General features: G+C 67.0%; 23 protein-coding genes. 7 read left to right on the plus strand and 16 right to left on the minus strand.

All coding sequences use genetic code 11. The annotated features are described in order from the left end of the window. A complete protein-coding gene (purC, locus tag U5S82_06135) occupies nt 1-714 on the plus strand; it encodes a phosphoribosylaminoimidazolesuccinocarboxamide synthase (GenBank protein MDZ7751233.1) in 714 nt (237 codons plus the stop codon). Nucleotides 715-861: 147 nt separating this feature from the next. Here the strand turns inward: purC and der are convergent, their stop codons facing one another. The 11 genes from der to cysE all read right to left on the minus strand — a co-directional run bounded on the left by der (nt 862) and on the right by cysE (nt 11,161). Next, nucleotides 862-2,265, minus strand: a complete 1,404-nt coding sequence (gene der, locus U5S82_06140) for a ribosome biogenesis GTPase Der (GenBank protein ID MDZ7751234.1) — start codon at nt 2,263-2,265, stop codon at nt 862-864. A gap of 98 nt (nt 2,266-2,363) precedes the next feature. Then, on the minus strand, nt 2,364-3,527 hold the full coding sequence (gene bamB, locus U5S82_06145; GenBank protein MDZ7751235.1) for an outer membrane protein assembly factor BamB: 1,164 nt from the start codon (nt 3,525-3,527) through the stop codon (nt 2,364-2,366). After that, a complete protein-coding gene (locus tag U5S82_06150; protein MDZ7751236.1) occupies nt 3,524-4,177 on the minus strand; it encodes a tetratricopeptide repeat protein in 654 nt (217 codons plus the stop codon). Before U5S82_06150 ends, bamB begins: the two co-directional genes overlap by 4 nt. Before the next feature lie 64 nt (nt 4,178-4,241). Further along, nucleotides 4,242-5,549: a histidine--tRNA ligase gene (hisS, locus tag U5S82_06155; protein ID MDZ7751237.1), complete on the minus strand. Its 1,308-nt coding sequence runs from the start codon at nt 5,547-5,549 to the stop codon at nt 4,242-4,244. Between the two features lie 51 nt (nt 5,550-5,600). After that, complete coding sequence (locus U5S82_06160; protein ID MDZ7751238.1) at nt 5,601-6,602, minus strand: DUF4115 domain-containing protein; 1,002 nt, start codon at nt 6,600-6,602, stop codon at nt 5,601-5,603. Then, nucleotides 6,599-7,357, minus strand: a complete 759-nt coding sequence (gene pilW, locus U5S82_06165; protein MDZ7751239.1) for a type IV pilus biogenesis/stability protein PilW — start codon at nt 7,355-7,357, stop codon at nt 6,599-6,601. Before pilW ends, U5S82_06160 begins: the two co-directional genes overlap by 4 nt. Before the next feature lie 61 nt (nt 7,358-7,418). Next, entirely contained in the window at nt 7,419-8,543 is a 1,125-nt protein-coding gene (gene rlmN, locus U5S82_06170) for a 23S rRNA (adenine(2503)-C(2))-methyltransferase RlmN (protein ID MDZ7751240.1), read from the minus strand. A 179-nt stretch (nt 8,544-8,722) separates the two neighbouring features. Next, nucleotides 8,723-9,208 (minus strand): cyclic nucleotide-binding domain-containing protein, encoded by a 486-nt coding sequence (locus U5S82_06175; GenBank protein ID MDZ7751241.1) that lies wholly within the window; start codon nt 9,206-9,208, stop codon nt 8,723-8,725. 233 nt (nt 9,209-9,441) lie between these two features. Beyond that, a complete protein-coding gene (locus U5S82_06180) occupies nt 9,442-9,768 on the minus strand; it encodes an iron-sulfur cluster assembly accessory protein (GenBank protein ID MDZ7751242.1) in 327 nt (108 codons plus the stop codon). A gap of 49 nt (nt 9,769-9,817) precedes the next feature. Next, a complete protein-coding gene (gene iscR / locus U5S82_06185) occupies nt 9,818-10,309 on the minus strand; it encodes a Fe-S cluster assembly transcriptional regulator IscR (GenBank protein MDZ7751243.1) in 492 nt (163 codons plus the stop codon). Nucleotides 10,310-10,366: 57 nt separating this feature from the next. Beyond that, entirely contained in the window at nt 10,367-11,161 is a 795-nt protein-coding gene (gene cysE / locus U5S82_06190; GenBank protein ID MDZ7751244.1) for a serine O-acetyltransferase, read from the minus strand. Nucleotides 11,162-11,324: 163 nt separating this feature from the next. On the opposite strand from cysE, the gene U5S82_06195 reads away from it, so the two are divergent. Further along, nucleotides 11,325-11,597 carry a DUF2970 domain-containing protein gene (locus U5S82_06195; protein ID MDZ7751245.1) on the plus strand — a complete coding sequence of 91 codons (273 nt, stop codon included), beginning with the start codon at nt 11,325-11,327 and terminating at the stop codon, nt 11,595-11,597. A gap of 37 nt (nt 11,598-11,634) precedes the next feature. Here the strand turns inward: U5S82_06195 and U5S82_06200 are convergent, their stop codons facing one another. Continuing rightward, nucleotides 11,635-12,063: an NUDIX hydrolase gene (locus U5S82_06200; GenBank protein ID MDZ7751246.1), complete on the minus strand. Its 429-nt coding sequence runs from the start codon at nt 12,061-12,063 to the stop codon at nt 11,635-11,637. 110 nt (nt 12,064-12,173) lie between these two features. Here U5S82_06200 and ispG point away from each other — a divergent pair, with 110 nt between their 5' ends. Beyond that, nucleotides 12,174-13,400 (plus strand): flavodoxin-dependent (E)-4-hydroxy-3-methylbut-2-enyl-diphosphate synthase, encoded by a 1,227-nt coding sequence (gene ispG, locus U5S82_06205; GenBank protein ID MDZ7751247.1) that lies wholly within the window; start codon nt 12,174-12,176, stop codon nt 13,398-13,400. A gap of 25 nt (nt 13,401-13,425) precedes the next feature. Here ispG and U5S82_06210 read toward each other — a convergent pair whose 3' ends face one another. Further along, complete coding sequence (locus tag U5S82_06210) at nt 13,426-14,322, minus strand: MBL fold metallo-hydrolase (protein MDZ7751248.1); 897 nt, start codon at nt 14,320-14,322, stop codon at nt 13,426-13,428. Between the two features lie 64 nt (nt 14,323-14,386). Continuing rightward, nucleotides 14,387-14,761, minus strand: a complete 375-nt coding sequence (locus U5S82_06215) for an STAS domain-containing protein (protein ID MDZ7751249.1) — start codon at nt 14,759-14,761, stop codon at nt 14,387-14,389. 159 nt (nt 14,762-14,920) lie between these two features. Between U5S82_06215 and U5S82_06220 the strand changes: the two genes are divergently transcribed. Next, a complete protein-coding gene (locus U5S82_06220) occupies nt 14,921-15,469 on the plus strand; it encodes an acyloxyacyl hydrolase (protein ID MDZ7751250.1) in 549 nt (182 codons plus the stop codon). A 423-nt stretch (nt 15,470-15,892) separates the two neighbouring features. Here U5S82_06220 and U5S82_06225 read toward each other — a convergent pair whose 3' ends face one another. After that, complete coding sequence (locus tag U5S82_06225; protein MDZ7751251.1) at nt 15,893-16,357, minus strand: CopD family protein; 465 nt, start codon at nt 16,355-16,357, stop codon at nt 15,893-15,895. A gap of 263 nt (nt 16,358-16,620) precedes the next feature. Next, the gene (locus tag U5S82_06230; GenBank protein MDZ7751252.1) at nt 16,621-17,358 is read right to left on the minus strand and encodes a DUF3530 family protein; all 738 of its coding nucleotides are present in this window, start codon (nt 17,356-17,358) and stop codon (nt 16,621-16,623) included. Nucleotides 17,359-17,458: 100 nt separating this feature from the next. Here U5S82_06230 and rpe point away from each other — a divergent pair, with 100 nt between their 5' ends. From rpe to trpE, 3 genes are read left to right on the plus strand one after another with little or no spacing between them, the layout of a single operon-like run. Next, nucleotides 17,459-18,145: a ribulose-phosphate 3-epimerase gene (gene rpe / locus U5S82_06235; protein ID MDZ7751253.1), complete on the plus strand. Its 687-nt coding sequence runs from the start codon at nt 17,459-17,461 to the stop codon at nt 18,143-18,145. 33 nt (nt 18,146-18,178) lie between these two features. Next, nucleotides 18,179-18,850, plus strand: a complete 672-nt coding sequence (locus U5S82_06240) for a phosphoglycolate phosphatase (GenBank protein ID MDZ7751254.1) — start codon at nt 18,179-18,181, stop codon at nt 18,848-18,850. 10 nt (nt 18,851-18,860) lie between these two features. Beyond that, nucleotides 18,861-20,366 (plus strand): anthranilate synthase component I, encoded by a 1,506-nt coding sequence (gene trpE / locus U5S82_06245; GenBank protein MDZ7751255.1) that lies wholly within the window; start codon nt 18,861-18,863, stop codon nt 20,364-20,366. Nucleotides 20,367-20,374: the final 8 nt, after the last annotated feature.

The following is a 20,374-nucleotide window of genomic DNA, read 5'->3' on the forward strand; positions in this document are numbered from 1 at the left end:
ATGGAAAAAGGCGAGCAACTCTACGCGGGCAAGGCCAAGTCGGTCTTTCTGTGCGATCGGCCGGACCATTTAGTGCTGGAGTTTCGCGACGACACCTCGGCCTTCGACGGCGAGAAGAAGGAAGAACTGGCACGCAAGGGGTTGGTGAACAACCACTTCAACGCCTTCATCATGGAGCACCTGGCGGCGGCGGGGGTGGCCACCCATTTCGTGGCACGCCTGTCGAATACCGAGTCCCTGGTCAAGCGCCTCGACATGTATCCCATCGAGTGTGTGGTACGCAATGTCACCGCGGGCAGTATCTGCCGCCGCCTCGGGGTGCCGGAAGGCCGGGACCTGGACCCGCCCACCTTCGAGTTCTTCCTCAAGAACGACGCCCTCCATGATCCCATGGTGAACGAATACCATATCCGTGCCTTCGGCTGGGCGCCGGACGCGGCGGTGGAGCGCATGAAGGAGCAGACCTTTCGGGTCAACGATATTCTCAAGAGACTGTTCCGTTCCGCCGGACTCCTGCTGGTGGACTACAAGCTCGAGTTCGGGGCCTTCGACGGCGAGGTGCTGCTGGGCGACGAGTTCACCCCCGACGGCTGCCGGCTGTGGGACCTCGAGACCCGCCGGAAGCTGGACAAGGACCGCTTCCGCCAGGGTCTCGGCGGCGTGGTGGAGGCCTACGAGGAAGTGGCCGGCCGCCTCGGCGTGCCCCTGCCCTGATCCCCTCGCCCCGTTCCCGGGGCGCCATAACACGACGCCGATTCCTTTGGCACGAATGTAGGTCGGGATTTATCCCGACAATCAAACAGCTTTCTTGGCGCACGCCGCGGGCGAGACATTCATCTGCGGATGCTGCGAACGAGCTCTTCAACGCTTCTTCGCGAGATATTTCTTCATGCGCTTGCGTTTGTGCTCCTGGCGCGGTGTCAGCTTGTTGCGCCGGCCCTCGTAGGGGTTGGCCCCGGTCTTGAACTCGATGCGTATGGGCGTGCCGGCGAGCTTGAAGGTGCGCCGGAAGTAGTGCTCCAGGTAGCGCTTGTAGTCACCCGGCAGGGACTCGGTCTGGGTGCCATGGATGATGATGGCCGGCGGATTGGTGCCGCCCTGGTGGGCATAACGCAACTTGATGCGCCGGCCACGTACCGTGGGCGGCGGATGGGCCTCCACCGCCAGCTGGAGCTGGCGGGTCAGCACGGGCGTCGGCAGCTTGCGGGTGGCGGATGCCCAGGCCGTCTCGGCCGCCCCGAAGAGATCCCCTACGCCGGTACCGTGCAGCGCCGATATGAAATGAATGGCGGCGAAATCGATGAAGGCGAGACGCCGGTCGAGTTCTTCCCGCACCCGCTCGCGCTCATGGGGCTCCAGTCCGTCCCACTTGTTCACGGCGATGATGAGGCCCCGCCCCGCCTCCACCACATGCCCCAGGATATGGGCATCCTGCTCGGTGACGCCGCCCCGGGCATCCACCAGCATCACCACCACATGGGCCACCTCGATGGACTGCAGGGTCTTGATGATGCTGAACTTCTCGATACTCTCCCCGACCCTGGAACGACGCCGCACGCCGGCCGTGTCGATGAGGGTGTAATGACGCCCCCGGCGTTCGAAGGGCACCCGGATGCTGTCCCGCGTGGTGCCCGGCATGTCGTGGGCCACCACCCGCTCCTCACCCACGATACGGTTTACCAGGGTGGACTTGCCGACGTTGGGGCGCCCCACCACGGCGATACGGATCCCGGCCTGCTCCTCCGGCGGCTCCGCTACGACGGGCGGCAGGATATGATTCACCCCGGCCATCAGGCGCCCCACGCCGCTGCCGTGGGCGGCGGAGATGGTATGGGGCTGCCCCAGGCCCAGGGCGTGGAACTCGGCCGCCGCCACACCGGCATCCAGGCCCTCGGTCTTGTTCACCACCAGGAACAGGGGCTTGCCCAGGGCCCGCAGGCGGGCGGCGATGGCGTCATCGGCGGCACTGGGGCCGGCGCGCCCGTCCACCAGGAACAGGACGACGTCGGCCTCGTCCAGGGCCTGCTCCGCCTGCTGGAGGATCTTGGTATCGATGTCGTGGCGTTCATCGGTCATGCCGCCGGTGTCCACCACCACCACGGGCCGGCCCTCGATGCGGGCACGGCCGTACTGGCGGTCACGGGTCAACCCCGGTTCGTCGGCCACCAGGGCATCGCGACTCGCAGTGAGCCGGTTGAAAAGGGTGGACTTGCCTACGTTGGGCCGGCCGACGATGGCCAGGACGGGGATGGTGGCTGTGGCCATGGGGGCATTAACGCGCGGGCGCGCGGCCCGGGCCGCATGGGGCCGTGGCCGGCGTGGGACTCGGGAGAGACAAGGGCGCGCAGCGGCCGGTCACGGGTCTACGGTGCCTCGAAGGCGGTGATCCTGCCGCTGTTGCCATAAACGTACAGACGGCCATCCCGGCCCGTCGCCGGGGCCGAGGCGATGCCATCGTCGTCCACCCGGGTACGCGCCACGAAGCCCCCATCCTCCACCGAGAGCCAGTGCAGCAAACCCTCTTCATCCCCCACCACCACGTAGTCGCCCACCCGTACCGGCGCCGTGATACGCCGCTTCTCGAGATCGGTCTGGCGCCACAGGGAATTGCCCGAGAAGCGATCGAGCGCCCACACGAAGCCATCCGCATCGCTCACGTAGACCGCGGCGGCATCCACCGCCACTCCGGCGTGGGACGACAGGTCGCGGTCCCACAGCACACTGCCCGACAACAGGTCCAGGGCGGCCACCCGACCCTGAAAGGCCGTCACATAGACCGCGTCATCCACCACCACCGGACGGCTGTCCATGTCCACCATGCGCTCCAGCTCCGAACGGCCGCGGGGAATGGCCACCTGCTGCTCCCATTCGACGCGGCCGTCCCCGGCCAGCAGCGCCACCAGGCGCCCGCCGTCGAAGCCGTTGAGGACCAGTTCGCCGGCGATCACCGGCTCGCCGGTGCCCCGCAGGCTGAGCACCGGCACCGGGCTGTCATAGATCCAGCGGCGTTTGCCGGTGCGGCCATCGAGGCCGAACAACCGGCCGTCCAGGGTGCGCACCGCCACCACACCGGCACCGATCGCGGGGGGAGCGAGAACCTCGCTGGAGACGCCCGCCTGCCAGCGCTGCTCGCCGGTGGCGACATCGAGGGCAAACACCTCACCCTTGTTGGTCCCCACCACCACCAGCCCGTCCCCCACGGCGGGACCGCCGCTGACGGGACGCTCCAGCTCGACCCGCCAGACGGATTCGCCCGTGGCGGCGTCGTAGGCGCCGACCCGGCCATCCGCGCCCGCGCCGTAGACCCGATCCCCGGCCACCGCCGCCTGCAGCCCGGAATGCAGCTCGCCCACCCCGTCCCCCACGTCCCGGGACCAGCGGACCTGCAGGGGGATGGCGTTCTCGACAGAGGCCAGTTCGGGCAGGTCGCGCCCGCCACCCCGGTCCATCCAGCCGCTCACCGTGCTGCAACCGCCCAGGAGAGCGGCCAGCAGAGACACCAGGCAACCACGCAGAAAACGGTTCATGACGCCCCGTCCCCGGGGATCGCGTCGCCCGCGAGATCGTCCAGCTTCATCTGCAGCAGCACCCGGCCGCTGCTGTTGGTCGTCAGCTCGAGGGCGCGTTGGTAGGCGCTCCGGGCGCCCGCGCGGTCACCCCGGGCGGCCAGGATATCGCCGCGGATCTCATCCGCGATGCCGTCGAAGGCCCCCACCGCCACCCCTGCGAGGGCCGCCTGCGCACTATCCAGATCACCCCGATCCAGATGCATCCGAGCGAGCCGCAGGGCGGCCACGTGTTTGAGTTCCTCGACCTCGGCCTTCTCCCGCACGGCCTCGAGCTGCGCCACGGCCTGATCGACTTCACCGCCCTGGTAGTACATGCGGGCCAGGCTGAGACGCGCCAGGTCGGCGTAGCCGATGCCGCCATACTCCGCAGCCAGGTGCTCGGCCACGTCCACGGCGCCGCCGCGGTCGCCCACGGCCGCCCGCCCGCTCATCTGCTCATAGAGGATCGAGGCGGCAGCCCCCTGATTGTCCTGGTAGGTGGTCCAACTGCGCCAACCCACCAGGCCGCCTACCCCCAGGACGATGCCGATCACCACGGCCACGCCGTTTTCCTTCCACCACTTCTTGATGGCTTCGACCTGTTGTTCTTCGCTGTCGAGGGAACTCACCTAAACCTCCAGTGGCGGCCGGCCCCAGGGGCGGACTGCCGATTCGAATATGGATTGACGGCCTTCATGCGGGCAGCCCCGTCGCCCGACTGCCGGGCACTTCGGCGGCCACCAGGCGCCCCAGGCGCTGCGCCACCGCCGCGAAGGCCACGTCTTGCTGGGGGGCACCGCCGCGCAGATCCTTGAACGCCACCTCGCCCCGGGCGAGCTCGTCCTCGCCCATCACCAGGGCCACGCGGGCGCCGCTGGCGTCGGCCTTTTTCATCTGACTCTTGAAGCTGCCGCCGCCGCAGTGCACCGTGAGGCGCAGGCCGGGCACGGCGTCACGCCACTGTTCCGCGAGGGCGACGCCTTGCTCCCCCACGCCCTCTCCCACCATCACCAGATAGGCGTGGGGGATGTGGTGTATGGGCTCCACGCCGGCCTGGCGGATGAGGGCCACCAGCCGCTCCAACCCCATGGCGAAACCCACCGCCGGCACCGGGCGTCCGCCCAGTTGCTCCACCAGGCCGTCGTAGCGACCACCCGCACACACGGTGCCCTGGGCCCCGAGCTCCGTGGTGGTCCACTCGAACACGGTGCGGGAATAGTAGTCCAGACCCCGCACCAGCAAGGGGTTGAGACGGTAGGCCACGCCCGCCGCCTCCAGGCGCGCACACAGGGCGTCGAAGTGTTCCCGGGACTCGCCATCCAGGTGATCCAGCAGCCGCGGGGCGGCGGCGATGAGTCCCGCCATATCCGGGTTCTTGCTGTCGAGGATGCGCAGGGGGTTGGTGGCAAGGCGCCGCCGGCTGTCGTCGTCCAGGCGGTCCTCATGGGCCCCCATGTAGGCCACCAGCTCTTCCCGGTAGGCGCGGCGGGACTCGGGCGACCCCAAAGAGTTGAGCTCCAGGGTGAGGCCGCCGAGCCCGAGTTCGCGCCACATGCGGGCGGTCATGAGGATGAGTTCGGCGTCCACGTCCGGTCCCGCCAGGCCGAAGACCTCCGCCCCGATCTGGTGGAACTGGCGATAGCGTCCCTTCTGCGGCCGCTCGTAGCGGAACATGGGGCCCTGGTACCACAGCCGTTGCTGGCCCCGCACCAGGGCGTTCTGAATGGCCGCCCGCACACAACCCGCGGTACCCTCGGGGCGCAGGGTCAGGCTGTCGCCGCTACGGTCGGAGAAGGTATACATCTCCTTCTCGACGATGTCCGTCACCTCGCCGATGGAACGGCTGAACAGCTCGGTACGCTCCAGCAGGGGCAGCCGTACCTCGTCGTAGCCGTAGGCGCCCAGGGTACCCGTCACCACCCCTTCGAGGTGCTGCCAGAAGGGGGTGTCGGCGGGGAGGATGTCGTTCATCCCCCGTATGGCCTTGATGGCGTCGCTCACGGGATTATCGGGTCGGTTCCAGGGTGGGCGCCGCGCTGCCGTCCGGGGACGTCACTCGCCGCCCAGGGTGAAGCGTGCCAGCCCTCTGTCTATGAAGGGACGATGATCGAAAGACCGGTCATTGTACTCGACCTCCACCTCGTGGGCATATCCGAGGACGACCCCCAGGGGCGGCTCCCCGGTCACGTCCACGGTATCCCCGCCCTTGGCGGTGCCGAAGAACAAGGACTCGCCGGTGGCATCCCTGACCTCCACCCAGGAGTCGTGCACGAAGCTCATCTCCAACCGGCCGGCGGGGACGGCAGGCTCTGCCACGGCCGTCGCGGGCTCGTCCGGCGGCGCCTGCGCATCCCCGCCCGTCTCACCCTCGGCGGCGGGTTCGGTCTCTACCACTTCGGCGGACTCCGGCGCCTCTGACCGGGCTTCCACACCCTCCTCGCGCGGGGCCTGTGCCTCCTCGGGCGGGGATGTGGGTTCAGGCGCATCGGGCAGCACCTCGGACTCCATGGGGGCATCCACGAAGGGCGCGGGCGGGGGCGGCAACACCACCGGCCGGTCGGCCCGCTCCACCGCCTCGGGCAGGGCCCGCCCCGCCTCTTCCACGGGCTCCGGCTCCAGGCGCGGCTCCAGCGCCTGCTCGCGGTGGGAGAACCACCACACCCCCACCAGCACCGCCAGCAACACCGCCAGGACGTAAGTCACCAGCTTGACCGGCACGTCGCTGCTACGGATCTGGGGCCGCGAGGTGATGTCGGGGATGAGGGCCGGGGCGTCGTAACCGAAGCGATCATAGGCCTCCAGCAGGGGCCCCGCCGGCACCCCCACGGTGCGGGCATAGCCCCGCAGGTAGCCGCGCACGAAGGTGGGGCCGGGCAGCTGGTCGTAGGCGTCGTTCTCCAGCGCCTCGAGGCGGGGCGGGTCCAGCCTCAACTGGGCGGCCACGTCTTCCAGGGACAGCTTGCGGGAGATGCGGAGTTCCCGCAGGCGGGCGCCCGGGCCACCGGCCGGGGCGGTGTGGAGTTCGTCCTGGTGCTCCTGCTGGCTTGCCGTCATCGCGACTGAACCTCATCGAGCAGACGCGTCTCCTCGGCATCCGGGAAGCGCCCGCGCAGCGCCAGGGCATAGCTCGATGCGGCGTCCTGGGCGCCGAGCTCGGTCTCCACCCGATAACCGAGCCACAGGCTCTCCGGTGTGGGCGACCCCACCTCGGCGTAACGCTGGAGGTAGGCGCGGGCGGGCAGGTAACGACCTTCATCGAAGCTCAGGTGCGCCATGGCGAGCAACGCCACGGGCTGCTTCGGGTTCAGCCTCAATGCCTCGCGGAAGTAACGCTCCGTCTTGTCGAGGTCCTGCTGCAGGCGCATGCACAGGCCGGCATTGGTGTAAGCGGTGTCCCGGTTCTTGTTGAGGGGGTTCTCAGCCGCCAGGATGAACTCCCTTTCACCCTCCTCGAAGCGGCCGCGCCGGCACAGGAACTGGCCATAGTTGTTGTGGGCGGCGGCGAAGTCCGCATCGTAGCCGATGGCCTTCTGGAAGTGCTCCTCGGCCAGCGCCGGCTGCTCGAGCTGTTGTCTCAGCAGGGCCATGGCGTTATGGGCATCGGGGGAGCTGCCGTCGATATCCAGGGCCCGCTGGAGGCGATTCAGGGCCACATCGTATTGCCCCTGTTTCATGTACGCGATACCCAGTTCCACATAGTTTCCGACGACGTTCGCCGTGGCCCGATCGGACTCCCGCACGGGCGTGGTGTTGCATCCCGCGGCCAGCAGGACCGCGAGCAGCAGACAGAGGGACGATAGCGGCTTCATGGGGAACGAGGGGCCCTTAATCATTGAATGACCCGGCATGATGCGGGAGGCCGGGACGTTGTCAAGTAATGGAGACCCGCAGGCCCTCCTTGGCCGGGGTCGCGAGCGCTGGCCAGCGCAGGTGGCGGCGCGAGCGATCCGACACCTTGCCCACCAGCTGGCCGCACGCCGCATCGATATCGTCGCCGCGGGTGCGCCGGGTGATGGTGATGATACCCGCTTTCATGAGGCGATCCCGGAAGGCATCGATGACATGGGGGGGTGAGCGGCGGTAAGCGGTGCCGGGAAAGGGGTTGAAGGGGATGAGATTGACCTTGCAGGGCATGCCCTGGAGCAGGCGCACCAACTGCCGGGCATGCTCCGGCTTATCGTTGACGCCGTCGATCATCACGTACTCGAAGGTCACGTGGGTCTTCGGCCCATGCTCCGAATAGCGTTTGCACGCGGCCATGAGTTCGGCGATGGGGTACTTGCGGTTCAGCGGCACGAGCTCGTCCCGCAAAACGTCGTTGGCGGCGTGGAGGGATACCGCGAGGCTCACCGGACTGCGCACCGCCAGCCTGTCGAGAGCCGGCACCACGCCCGCCGTGGACAGGGTGACACGCTTGCGCGACAGGCCGAAGGCGAGATCGTCCAGCATCAGATCCATGGCCCGCGTCACGGCGTCGAAGTTGGTGAGGGGCTCGCCCATGCCCATCATCACCACATTGGTGATGACCCGGTTATCGCGGTCCCAGCCATCCAGGGCCGCATGGGCCAGCCACACCTGGCCGATGATCTCCGACACCGTGAGGTTGCGGTTGAAACCCTGGCGCGCCGTGGAACAGAAGCTGCAATCGAGGGCACATCCCACCTGGGAGGAGACGCACAGGGTGCCGCGGTCCGGTTCCGGGATGAATACCATCTCGATGCAATCCCCGCCCGCGAGCCGCAGCACCCACTTGTGGGTGCCGTCCCGGGATGATTCGTGAAGCGCCACCTCGGGCAGTTCCATCCCGGCCAGCCCGGACAACCGCTGGCGCAGCGCCATGGACAGGTTGGTCATGGCGTCGAGGTCCGTGCAGCCGTGATGGTACAACCACTTGAGGATCTGCTCCGCCCGATAGGGCTTCTCGCCCAGACCGACGAAAAACGCCGCCATGTCGGCACGGTTCATGTCGAACAGGTTGGCGCGGACCCCCGTCATGTCAGCGGCTGCACCCACAGATATCGGCGGGCTCGAAACGGCTGTAGAGGGCACCGGTGAGGTTCCTGGCCACGGCATGCGGCTTGCTGATGGGAAGGGTGCGTGCTACCGCCATGAACGGCCTCCGCCGACCGTGGGCCATGGGTTAGCGATGGAACCATGGAGAGACGGATGGATCATCAGTAGCGGCCGTGCTGCTTGGAGATATAGTTGCTCATCTCCACATACTGCGAATTCATGCGGCGCAGGATGTCGTGTACCACCGACACGATGCCCCGCATGGCCTTGTAGACCACCCAGGGATTCCCCGCCACCAGTTCCTCGAAGCGCTCACGATCAAAGGAACAGATCCTGGTGGGCCCGAGGGCGCGCAGGGTGGCGCTGTGAGGCCGGCCGTCGATGAAACTCATCTCGCCGGTAAGGTCGCCCCGTCCGAGGATGTGTAGCACCGTCCACTCGCCACCGCCGGTGTCCCGGGTAACGGCCAGGCGCCCCTCTACGATCATATGCAGGCTCTGGCCCGTCTCCCCCTCCTCGAACAAGACCTCCTCGTCTTCCAGCACCCGGCAGTTACTGATGGATGCCAGCACCTGCACTTCGTCGTCGTCCATATCGGAGGTGAAAGGTGATGCCCGCAGGGCCGCGAATTCGTCATCGGTGCTCATTTCCTCTCCTTTAGGGGAAATACGCAAAGGGGGAAGGATACTTAAACGACGAGCCCAGAACCAGTGCCCCGCTTGTGCCGGAAAGTGGGGAGGGTTACCGGAGGCAGCGTGCCCGGCGCGGCCTGTGGTCGCGCGTCATGGGTGCGCCGGGGAGACGACCCGGCGGGTGGAGCAAGCCGCCCCCCGGTCGGGCCGGGCGGAGCGCCCGGATTCCGATCCGTGCCGCGGCGTCCCTACTGAATGGCGAAGCTCTCCCCGCAACCGCACTCGTTCACGGCATTGGGGTTATTGAACTTGAACATGGAGTTCAAGCCCTCGCGGACGAAATCCAATTCCACCCCCTCGAGGGCCGACAGGCTGTCGGCATCGACGATGAGCTTGACACCATGGCTCTCGAATACCCTGTCTTTGTCGCCGATCTCGCGCGCGAAGTCCATGACGTACTGATAACCGGAACAGCCGCTCTTGGTTATGCCGAGGCGCAGGCCACGCGCGTCCTGTTCCGCCTTCAGCATGTTCTTCACGTGGGCGGCCGCACTCTCGGTGATTGAAATGCTCATATCGTTCGACTCCGTAATAGAGGGCACGTCAGGCGTGCCGCCCGGGCCCTCAGCCGAGGTCCACTTCGACGCGGTTGCTATCCCGCCTGCCGCTCGTCACACCCAGGCGCTGGTCCTGGATAGCCGCCACTTCCTGAATGCCACCGCGCTGAACCAGATCGTCCAGGGAGATCCCCTGGAGAAAATGATAGATCTGGTCGCTCAGTTCGCACCACAACTCGTGGGTCAGGCAGCGCTGATCGCCCTGGCAGTTCTGCATGCCGCCACAGCGGGTGGCATCCACGGACTCGTCAACGGCGGTGATGACGTCCGCGACATTGATATCCACGGCGTCGCGGCCCAGCCGGTAACCGCCGCCGGGACCACGGGTACTGTTCACGAGCCCCTGCTTGCGCAGGCGCGAAAAGAGCTGTTCCAGATAGGACAGGGAGATCCCCTGGCGCTGGGAGATGTCAGACAAAGTGATGGGGGCGGTATCGGAATGCAACGCCAGGTCCAGCATGGCCGTTACGGCATATCGCCCTTTGGTGGTTAGCCTCATAGGTCAACTCGCTGCGTTGGTAGCCCGGAAAACCTGAGCCTTGCATATCCCAGCAATTCAGTCAACTATTTTGGACGGCAGGCCCTCGTGGCCGGCCTGCTCCGCTTCCTTGCCGCTGGGCTCCAGTTGGCAGTCCCCCAGCCGGGCCGCCTCCTCGCCACCCACCTCCTTGAGAATGCGGCACATGTCCTCCATGCGGCCGTCCATGGCATGGATGTGGTCCAGCATGAGGTTGATGGCGTGGGCCACCGGATCCTCCATGTCTTTGGTCACGCCGTAGGCGTCGAAGCCGATCTTGCGCGAGATGGCCTGGCGGTGCTCCACCGGCCCCCCACCCTCGGCCCGTTGCACGATATGGCCCGGGATCCCCACCACCGTGGCGCCGTCGGGTACATCCTTGACCACCACCGCATTGGAACCAATGCGGGCCCCCTCCCCGATGGTGATGGGCCCCAGCACCTTGGCCCCTGCCCCCACCACCACATTCGATGCCAGGGTGGGATGGCGCTTGCCCTTGCGCCACGTGGTGCCGCCCAGGGTCACCCCGTGATAGATGGTGCAGTCGTCGCCGATCTCCGCCGTTTCGCCCACCACCACTCCCATGCCGTGGTCGATGAAGAAGCGCCGCCCGATGCGGGCCGCCGGATGGATCTCGATGCCGGTGAGCCAGCGCGTCAGGGTGGACGACAGGCGTGCCAGCCAGCGCAGGCCCTGGTTCCACAGCCAGTGGTTCAGGCGATGCATCATCACCGCGTGGAGTCCGGGGTAGGTGGTGAGCACCTCGAAGGCGTTGCGGGCCGCCGGATCGCGGCTGAATACGCTGCGGATGTCTTCCTTTATGCTCTCGAACATCTGATTACACCTGCCGGCCTGCATGGAATGCCACACGGACGGGGCGTTTCACGAGGCCGTCCGCGCCAAGACCCCACTATAGCAGGCCGTCCCCGCCCCAAAGGCCCTGACGCCCGTGCCCCATCCCGCCCGCGGGATGGTCACGGGCCGAGGATCCCGTATCATGCGCCGCCACAACGTCAAGCGGGAGCCAAGCACCATGTCCGGAAAGACCGGCGACACGACAGAACAGGATCAGTCCCCCCTCAGCCTGTGGCAGGTCACCAAGAGCGTGATGTGGGCCTTTCTCGGGATCCAGAAGGACGCCACCCGCGAGCGGGACCTCAGCCGCGGCAAGCCCATCCATTTCATCATCATCGGCCTCACGGCGACCATCCTGTTCATCGCCGTCGTGGTGGGCGTGGTGTCGCTGGTCATGAGCCTCGCCCAACCCTGAACCCAGGGGTCAGGGTTGCATTATGCGGCCCCGCGGCTCATTCGAGGAAATCCACGGCCGTGCGCAGCAGATCCAGGGTGGTGGCATTGACGGGCAACCCCGCCAGCTCATGGGGCGCGAGCCAGCGGGCCTCCAGGGCATCATCTCCGGGGCTGGGGTCCCCCGCCAGGTACTCGGCCAGCACATCCACCACGACGTAGTGGTGGCGCACCCGACCGGCCTCGTCCCGCTCCACCCGGTCGAAGGCATAGATGGGGCGCCCGGCCCGCACCCTGATCCCGCTCTCCTCCAACACCTCCCGTTCGGCCGCCGCGGCCAGGGTCTCACCCAGGTGCACGCTGCCGCCGGGAATCGCCCACTGACCCGCATTAGGCTCGTCCCGACGGCGCACCAGCAGCACCCGACCGCCATGGATCACCACCGCCCCCACCGCCGCCAGGGGGGCCCCCGGATATTCCTTGCCCATGTCCTGCTCGATCCCCTCGCCCTGGTCGAAAGACCGTAGTTTCCCATGCTGGGACCGCCGGTGGGCAGTGGTTTAGAATCCTGTGACATCCCAGATCACAGGAACGGGCCATGTCCCCACAGCGCAAGCACACCCTGGCCGTGCGGGTCGGTCAGGTCATCGTCGGCGGCGGCGCACCGGTGGTGGTGCAATCCATGACCAACACCGACACCGCGGATATCGCCTCCACCGTGGACCAGGTGGCGGATCTGGCGGCGGCGGGCTCCGAACTGGTACGGGTGACGGTGAACACCATGGAGGCCGCCGCCGCCGTGCCCCACATCTGCGACGCCCTGGCGGCCCGCGGCGTAGTGGTGCCCCTGGTGGGGGACTTCCACTTCAACGGCCACAAGCTGCTCACCGCCCATCCGGCCTGTGCCGAGGCCCTGGCCAAGTACCGTATCAACCCCGGCAACGTGGGGCGAGGCAGCAAGCGGGACAGCCAGTTCGCCACCCTCATCGAGCTGGCCTGCCGTTACGACAGACCGGTGCGAATCGGCGTCAATTGGGGCAGCCTGGACCAGGACCTGGTGGCGCGCCTGATGGACGACAACGCACGGCGGCCGCAGCCCCTGGAGGCCGCGGAGGTGACCCGCGAGGCCCTGGTGACCTCGGCGGTGGACAGCGCCCGGCGGGCCGTGGAGTTCGGCCTGCCGGCCGACCGTATCATCATCTCCTGCAAGGTGAGCGGGGTGCAGGACCTCATCGCCGTCTACACCGCCCTCGCCGCCCGCACCTCACACGCCCTGCACCTCGGGCTCACGGAGGCGGGCATGGGGGACAAGGGGGTGGTGTCCTCCACCGCGGCCCTCGCGGTGCTGTTGCAGCAGGGGATCGGCGACACCATCCGCGTCTCCCTGACCCCCGATCCCGGCGCCTCCCGAACCCGGGAGGTCCATGTGGCCCAGGAGATACTCCAGAGCATGGGGCTGCGCTCCTTCGCCCCCGCGGTGGTGGCCTGCCCCGGGTGCGGCCGCACCACCAGTACCTACTTCCAGGAGCTCGCCCAGCAGATTCAGGGCCATATCCGCGCCAGCATGCCGGTGTGGCGGGACGCCTACCCGGGCGTGGAGGAGATGAGCGTGGCGGTGATGGGCTGCGTGGTGAACGGACCCGGCGAGAGCAAGCACGCCAACATCGGCATCAGCCTGCCCGGCAACAACGAGCGCCCCGTGGCACCGGTCTACGTCGATGGCGAGAAGAGCGTGACCCTCAAGGGGGACCATATCGCGGAGGAGTTCCAAGCCATGGTGGAGCGCTACGTGCTCGAGCGTTACGGGCCCGGCGCCGCAGACTGAAGGGCCCGGTCCGGGGGGTGCCCGTCTACAACCGGATCTCCAGGCCATCATAGGCGGAGGATACGTGGAGGGGATGCTTGCGCCTGGAAATCTCCTCGTAACGGCGGGTCTCCTGCAGCAGCCGATAGAGGGTGGCGTCGTCGTTGACCGGCTCGTGGTGGAACATGCACAGGTGCCTGGCGTGGGCACGGTGGCACAGCTCCACCCCCATGATGTTGCTGGAATGGCCCCAGTCCTCCTTCACCGAGACGGTGTCGGCGAGGGAATACATGGCATCGAATATCACCAGATCGGCGTCCTTGAAGAAGGCCGCCACCTCGGCCAGCGCCGCCTCGTCCCCGTGCTTGTGCTCGCTGTCCGTGGAATAGACCACCGATTTGCCGCCCCGCTCGATGCGGTAACCGTAGGAATCCCCGCCGTGGAGTTGGAGGTGGCCGGTCACCCGGAAACCGGCGATGTCCAGCGGCTGACCCGCCGGCATGACATGGAAGTGGATATCGGCCCCCAGGGCATCGAAGGGGACGGGAAAGCTGGGCGGCCCGTGCTGACGCCGAAAGGCCTCTTCGAGGCCCGCGTGGCAACCATGGATATGAATGGTGTTGCCGGGAATGAAGGCCGGCACGAAGAAAGGGAAGCCCATGATGTGGTCCCAGTGCATGTGGGACATGAGCACGTGGTAGGTGCGGGGGCTGCCCCGTTCCGCGAGGATATGGTTGCCCAGCTCCCGGGCCCCCGAGCCCAGGTCGCAGATGAGCTCCTCGTCCTCCCCCGCCGCGATCTGCACGCAGGGCGAATTGCCACCGAAGGTATGGGACACGGAGAAGGGGAGTTCCTCTCGAATGAAGCGCTCGAGGGCATCATCGTCGTCGAAGCGCCGGCCCGCCGCCTGGCGCAACGCCGCCTTCAGCTTATCCTGGATCATGGCACTGTCGGCCGCCTTCGGCAGAGAACCGCGGGTGCCCCAAAAGCGAATGACAAGGCCGGCGTCAGCGGGCACCGTAGGCCTCGGCCGCCTGGGGCGAGAGGGCGGCGAGGGCCGCGGGGACGTCGTCGAACATGCGAATCATGAGGTGGAAACGACTGATCTCCAGGATCTCCCTCACCACCGAGGTGGGCTTGGCCACCACCATCACGGCATCCTGAGCCTGGACCCGCTTGGCCGCCATCATCAGCGCCCGCAGCCCCACGCTGCTGATGTATTCCACCTCGCTGAGGTCGATGACCAGGCGCTCACCATCCGCCTCGCAGGAGTCCACCTGGATCAGCAGGGCGTTCTTAAGCTGCTCCGATGTCTCATGGTCCACGCGACCACGGGCTGAGAGGACCACGGTGTCCGCGAAGCGCTGGGATTCTATGTCCATACCCGGGCCCTGGATTGGGAATGAAATGCCGAGGCCAAAGAGTAAACCAAGGCCCCGGCCGGGGAAACTGTCACGCCGACAGATTGTGGCCCGCTGCCGGATCCGGTAACTTTTGCCCGCACAGTGGTTCAGGATACGGAATTCGGAGGGGAATACCTCGTGTCGAGAACAATAGCCATAAGCATCCTGGTGACCATGCTGGCCACCTGGCGGGCGGCCCATGCCGTAGACGGATTCACCCTGGCGTTGGGGCAAGACGACGACGAAGATATCGACCGCTACGGCCTCGCCATCCAATGGGAGTGGGAGCGCCAATGGTTCGCCGCCGGGAACTGGTACCTGGGCGGGTTCTGGGAGTTCGGCCTCAGCCATTGGGACGGCGACCGGGGCCGCACCGGCAACGATAACCTCACGGAGGTCGGTATCACCCCCGTGTTTCGCCTCCAGCCCCACCACCCCCCGGCGGGCGGCCTGCTACCGTTTCTCGAATTCGGTATCGGTGCCCACCTGCTGTCCGATCTCAGCATCGACGACAAGCGCTTCGGTACATCGCTCAACTTCGGCAGCCACCTGGGCGCCGGCACGCGCTTCGGCCCCCGCCATCAGTACGAACTGACCTACCGCTTCCAGCACCTCTCCAACGCCAGCATCAAGGACCCGAACCGGGGCATCAACTTCCATATCGTCCAACTCAAATATTGGTGTTAGGGGGCGCGCCCGATAGGGGGATAGGGAAATGGGAAAGGGAATAGTGAAAAGATTAACATCGGTGTGCCGGGTCTGCTGGCGCCGGAACGGTGGGGCTGCTGCGCCTTTTCAAACCGCCACTCCTCCCTGACCTTCTCCCTTTTCCGCGTCACTCGCGTCTTTCGCGGTCACGCTTTTTAATGGGTGTCGGGCTGAAGCCCGACCTACAGCCCGACCTGCAAATACCCCCACCGCCCGTTCCTGCGGCACGGATGTAGGTCGGGATCCATCCCGACATTAACGCCCGCCGCGCATACCACGGGCCGGGCCGGAACCATCCGCCAGCGTTGGGTGTCGGGCTGAAGCCCGACAGAGACACCACCACCGCCCGTTCCTGCGGCACGAATGTAGGTCGGGATTCATCCCGACATCCCGACATCCAACTCAGCCCACATAGCGTCCCGCCACGGCCACCACCACGGTGATGAGACCGAGGACCAGATTGACGGCCACGATGATGCGTATCTGGTTCAGGTTCCTGCCGGCTTCCGGCCAGTCCTGAACGGCTATGGCGCGGCGCATCCGCTTGAAGGGCACGAAGTAAAGATGCCCGTAGATGGCCATCATCAGCAGGCCTATGGCGTTCATGGTATGGATGAAGGGGCGTGCCTCGGCGAAACCACCGTAGGGGCCGAGCACCAACCAGTAGCCCGTCACCAGCAGCAATGCGATGGCGATCCACACCCAGAAGAAGAAGCGCTGGAATGTGGCCTCCCACAAAGGCAGGCGCAGGGGCGGCTCCAGCACGCTGGCGGCGGCCGGACGCAAGGCCATGTAGGCGAAGAACATGCCACCGACCCAGACCAGGGCCGCCAGCAGGTGCAGGGTAATGGCAATGGCTATAAGCATCTGTTTCCCCTTGATTAATATGACTATTACCGAGTCCACGGCGCCGTCACGCCGCGCCTCGTGATGGATATGGAACCGGGGCGCGGACCGCCCCCGGTCATTGCGGATGCCGGCCGCCATGGTAAAGCATGGGCGGGCGGTTAAGACATGCCATTACAGGGGAAAGCCTTATCCCGACATCCCCCGGCTGCCGCGCGCCGATGGTCCGGAGACCGCTCCATCCCCCTCCCCTGGAACGCCTGCCCCTGGGACTCCTGCATTCCTCAATCCTCGCTCTGCTGCTTCAACCAGCCCCGCAGGCGCTTCACCACGCCATCCACGCGATCCGTGAAAAAGTGGTTCGCGCCGGCCACCTCCAACTGGCGGAATCCATCCCCCCGCCCGGAACCGGCGGCGGTCCGCCGTGCCGAGGCATTGGCGGTCACGCGTCCATGGCTGCGCCCGCTCCAGATGTCGAAAACCGGCACCGCAATCCCCGGTAACAGGCGGTTGAAGGCGAGATGCGGCAGGCCCGGCGGCGGCGCGGCGTTGAGGACCGCCAGCCCCGCCACCGGGGGCTCCGCCCGCCCGTCGAGGTAAAGGCCGGCGAGGATGGCCCCCCAGCCGTGGCCCACCATGTAGATATCCGAGGGCCGGCGCCGGTCGCGGGTGCGGGCCCGCACCGCCTCCACCAGGTTACCCGTCTCGGTGGCCAGGGTACCCGGCGCGTTGAACGCCGCCGCGTGGTCCAGGATCCGCGCCCTGATGTCCACCACCTCCCAGCCGTGACGGGCAAGGCCCGCGGCGATGGCATCGGCCAGGGCCGTGGCCCGCGGGTCGAGGCCGTCGGGCAGCAGCATCACCACCCCGGCGCGTTCCTCAGAAACGCTGGCCGTGAGCCGCGCCGCCAGCACGGCATCGCCCACCGGCAACTCGATTTCCTCCGTGGCCTGCCCCGTTCCGGTCACCAGGCCGAGGGTGAATACCGCCGACAGCCACCTCAACCAACGACGGCGTGGCACGGCGACGAGCCTTGGATTTCATGACAATTAAACACGGGCTACTGAAAAAGACTGGGGGATCGGGTATCTTGCGTCTTTTTTTGACGGGAGTGCAAATACCATGGCTGCTGAACTCATCGCGCCGTCCATCCTGTCCGCCGACTTCGCCCGCCTCGGGGAAGAGGTGGACAACGTCCTGAAGGCAGGCGCCGACATCGTCCATTTCGATGTCATGGACAACCATTACGTGCCCAATCTCACCATCGGCCCCCTGGTGTGCGAGGCCCTGCGCCAGCATGGTGTCACCGCGCCCATCGACGTGCATCTGATGGTAAAGCCGGTGGACCGCATCGTGCCGGATTTCGCGGCCGCCGGCGCCACCTACATCACCTTCCATCCCGAGGCCTCGGACCACATCGACCGCACCATCCAACTGATCCGCGGCGAGGGCTGCAAGCCCGGTCTGGTGTTCAACCCGGCCACGCCCTTGAGCTACCTCGAGTACGTCATAGACAAGATCGACATGATCCTGCTGATGTCGGTGAACCCGGGCTTCGGCGGCCAGAGCTTCATACCCTCGACCCTGGACAAGCTGCGCCAGGCGCGGGCCATGATCGAGCGTTCCGGACGGGACATCCGTCTCGAGGTCGACGGCGGCGTGAAGGCGGACAACATCGGGGAGATCAAGGCCGCCGGGGCCGACACCTTCGTCTCCGGCTCCGGCATCTTCGGCAAGGGCAACGACAGTGATCCCCACCGCTACGATTCCATTATCCGCAAGATGCGCGAGGAGATGGCCTCCGTCTGACGCCGCCAGGCGACAGACCGCGGCACCGCGACCATGAATACCCACCCCCGCATGATCCTCATCGATGTGGACGGCACGCTGGTCGACAGCGTGCCGGACCTGGCCTATTGCGTGGACGAGATGATGCGCGCCCTGGGACGGACGCCTCACGGCGAGGCCAAGGTCAGGAACTGGGTGGGCAACGGGGTGGAGAAGCTGGTGAAGCGCGCCCTGGCGGACGACCTGGACGCCGAGCCACCGGCCGCCGACTTTGAGCGCGCCTATCCCATCTTCCTCGATCTCTACGCCCAAAACACATCTACACGCTCCCTGCTGTATCCCGGGGTGAAGGAGGGCGTCGATTACCTCAAGGCGGCGGGATATCCCCTCGGCTGCGTCACCAACAAGGCGGAACGGTTCACCCTGCCCCTGTTGCGCTCCCTCGGGCTCCACGACGACTTCGGCATCATCGTCGCCGGCGACACCCTGGAGCGCAAGAAGCCCGACCCCCTGCCCCTGCTCCATGCCGCCGCCCACTTCGGCGTGCCACCGGAGGAGTCACTGATGGTGGGAGATTCCGTCAGCGATGTCACCGCGGCGCGGGCCGCGGGCTTCGGCATCGTGTGCATGAGCTATGGCTACAACCATGGCGTGGACATCCGCGAGGCCGCACCCGATGCGGTGATCGACAGCCTGGCGGAGCTGCGCGACATTCTCGAGACCTGAGGCCACGTCCGTGGATCCCCAGCGCCTGCAGGAGTTCGCCGCCCGGGGCTACAACCGGGTGCCGGTCTACCGGGAGGTGCTGGCGGACCTGGACACCCCCCTGTCCACCTATCTGAAGCTGGCGGAGGGGCCCTACTCCTATCTCTTCGAGTCGGTCCACGGCGGCGAGAAGTGGGGGCGTTACTCCATCATCGGCCTGCCCGCCACGGGCCGCCTCGAGGTGCGGGGCCGGCACATCGAGGTGTACGACGGCGATACCGTGGTCGAGCAGGCCGATGCCGATGACCCGCTGGCGTGGATCGCGGCCTTCGAGGCGCGCTTCAAGGTGCCCCGCATCCCCGAACTGCCCCGCTTCACCGGTGGCCTGGTAGGCTATTTCAGTTACGATACGGTGCGTTACATCGAGCCCCGGCTCGGCCCCTGCCAGGCCCCCGATCCCCTGGGGGTGCCGGACATCCTGCTCACCCTCTCCGATGAGGTGGTGGTATTCGACAACCTCAAGGGCACCCTGTACCTGCTGGTGCATGTGGACCCCGCCACCCCTGAAGCCCTCCAGCGGGCCGAGGCCAGGCTGGACGCCCTGGAAGAGCGGCTGCGCAGCGCCCCCCTGCCGGCCCGCGAGCCCGCCCCCGCCGGCGGCCCCGGGGTGGCGGAGACGGACTTCGTGTCGGGCTTCACCCGCGCCGGCTTCGAAGCGGCGGTGGAACGGGCCAAGGAATACATCGTCGACGGAGACATCATGCAGGTGGTGCTGTCCCAGCGTCTCACCACCCCCTTCGCGCCGCCGCCCCTGGACCTCTACCGCGCCCTGCGCTGCCTCAACCCCTCCCCGTATCTGTTCTTCCTCGATCTCGGGGGCTTCCATATCGCCGGCTCATCGCCGGAGATCCTGGTACGGGTGGAGGAGGGCCGGATCACCGTGCGCCCCATCGCCGGCACCCGGCCGCGGGGGGGCGACGAGGACGCCGATCGGGCCCTGGAGGCCGAGCTGCTGGCGGATCCCAAGGAACTGGCAGAACATCTCATGCTCATCGACCTCGGGCGCAACGACGTGGGCCGGGTGGCCGAGACGGGCACGGTGGAACTCACGGAACGCATGGTGGTGGAGCGCTATTCCCACGTCATGCATATCGTGTCCAACGTCACGGGGCGCCTCAAACCGGGCCTGGGGCCGGTGGACGCCCTGCGCGCCACCTTCCCGGCCGGCACCCTGAGCGGCGCCGCCAAGGTGCGGGCCATGGAGATCATCGACGAACTCGAACCCGTCAAGCGCGGGGTCTACGGCGGCGCCGTGGGTTACCTGAGCTGGCAGGGGGACATGGATACCGCCATCGCCATCCGCACCGCCGTCATCAAGGACGGCGAGCTGCACATCCAGGCAGGGGCCGGCATCGTCGCCGACTCCGTGCCCGCCACCGAGTGGGAGGAGACCATGAACAAGGGCCGCGCCATATTCCGCGCCGTCGCCATGGCCCACCAGGGGCTGCGCCCCCTGTCCCGCGACGAAAGGGCCTGAGTCCCGCG

The organism is Gammaproteobacteria bacterium (genome assembly GCA_034522055.1).
GTDB lineage: Bacteria > Pseudomonadota > Gammaproteobacteria > JAABTG01 > JAABTG01 > JAABTG01.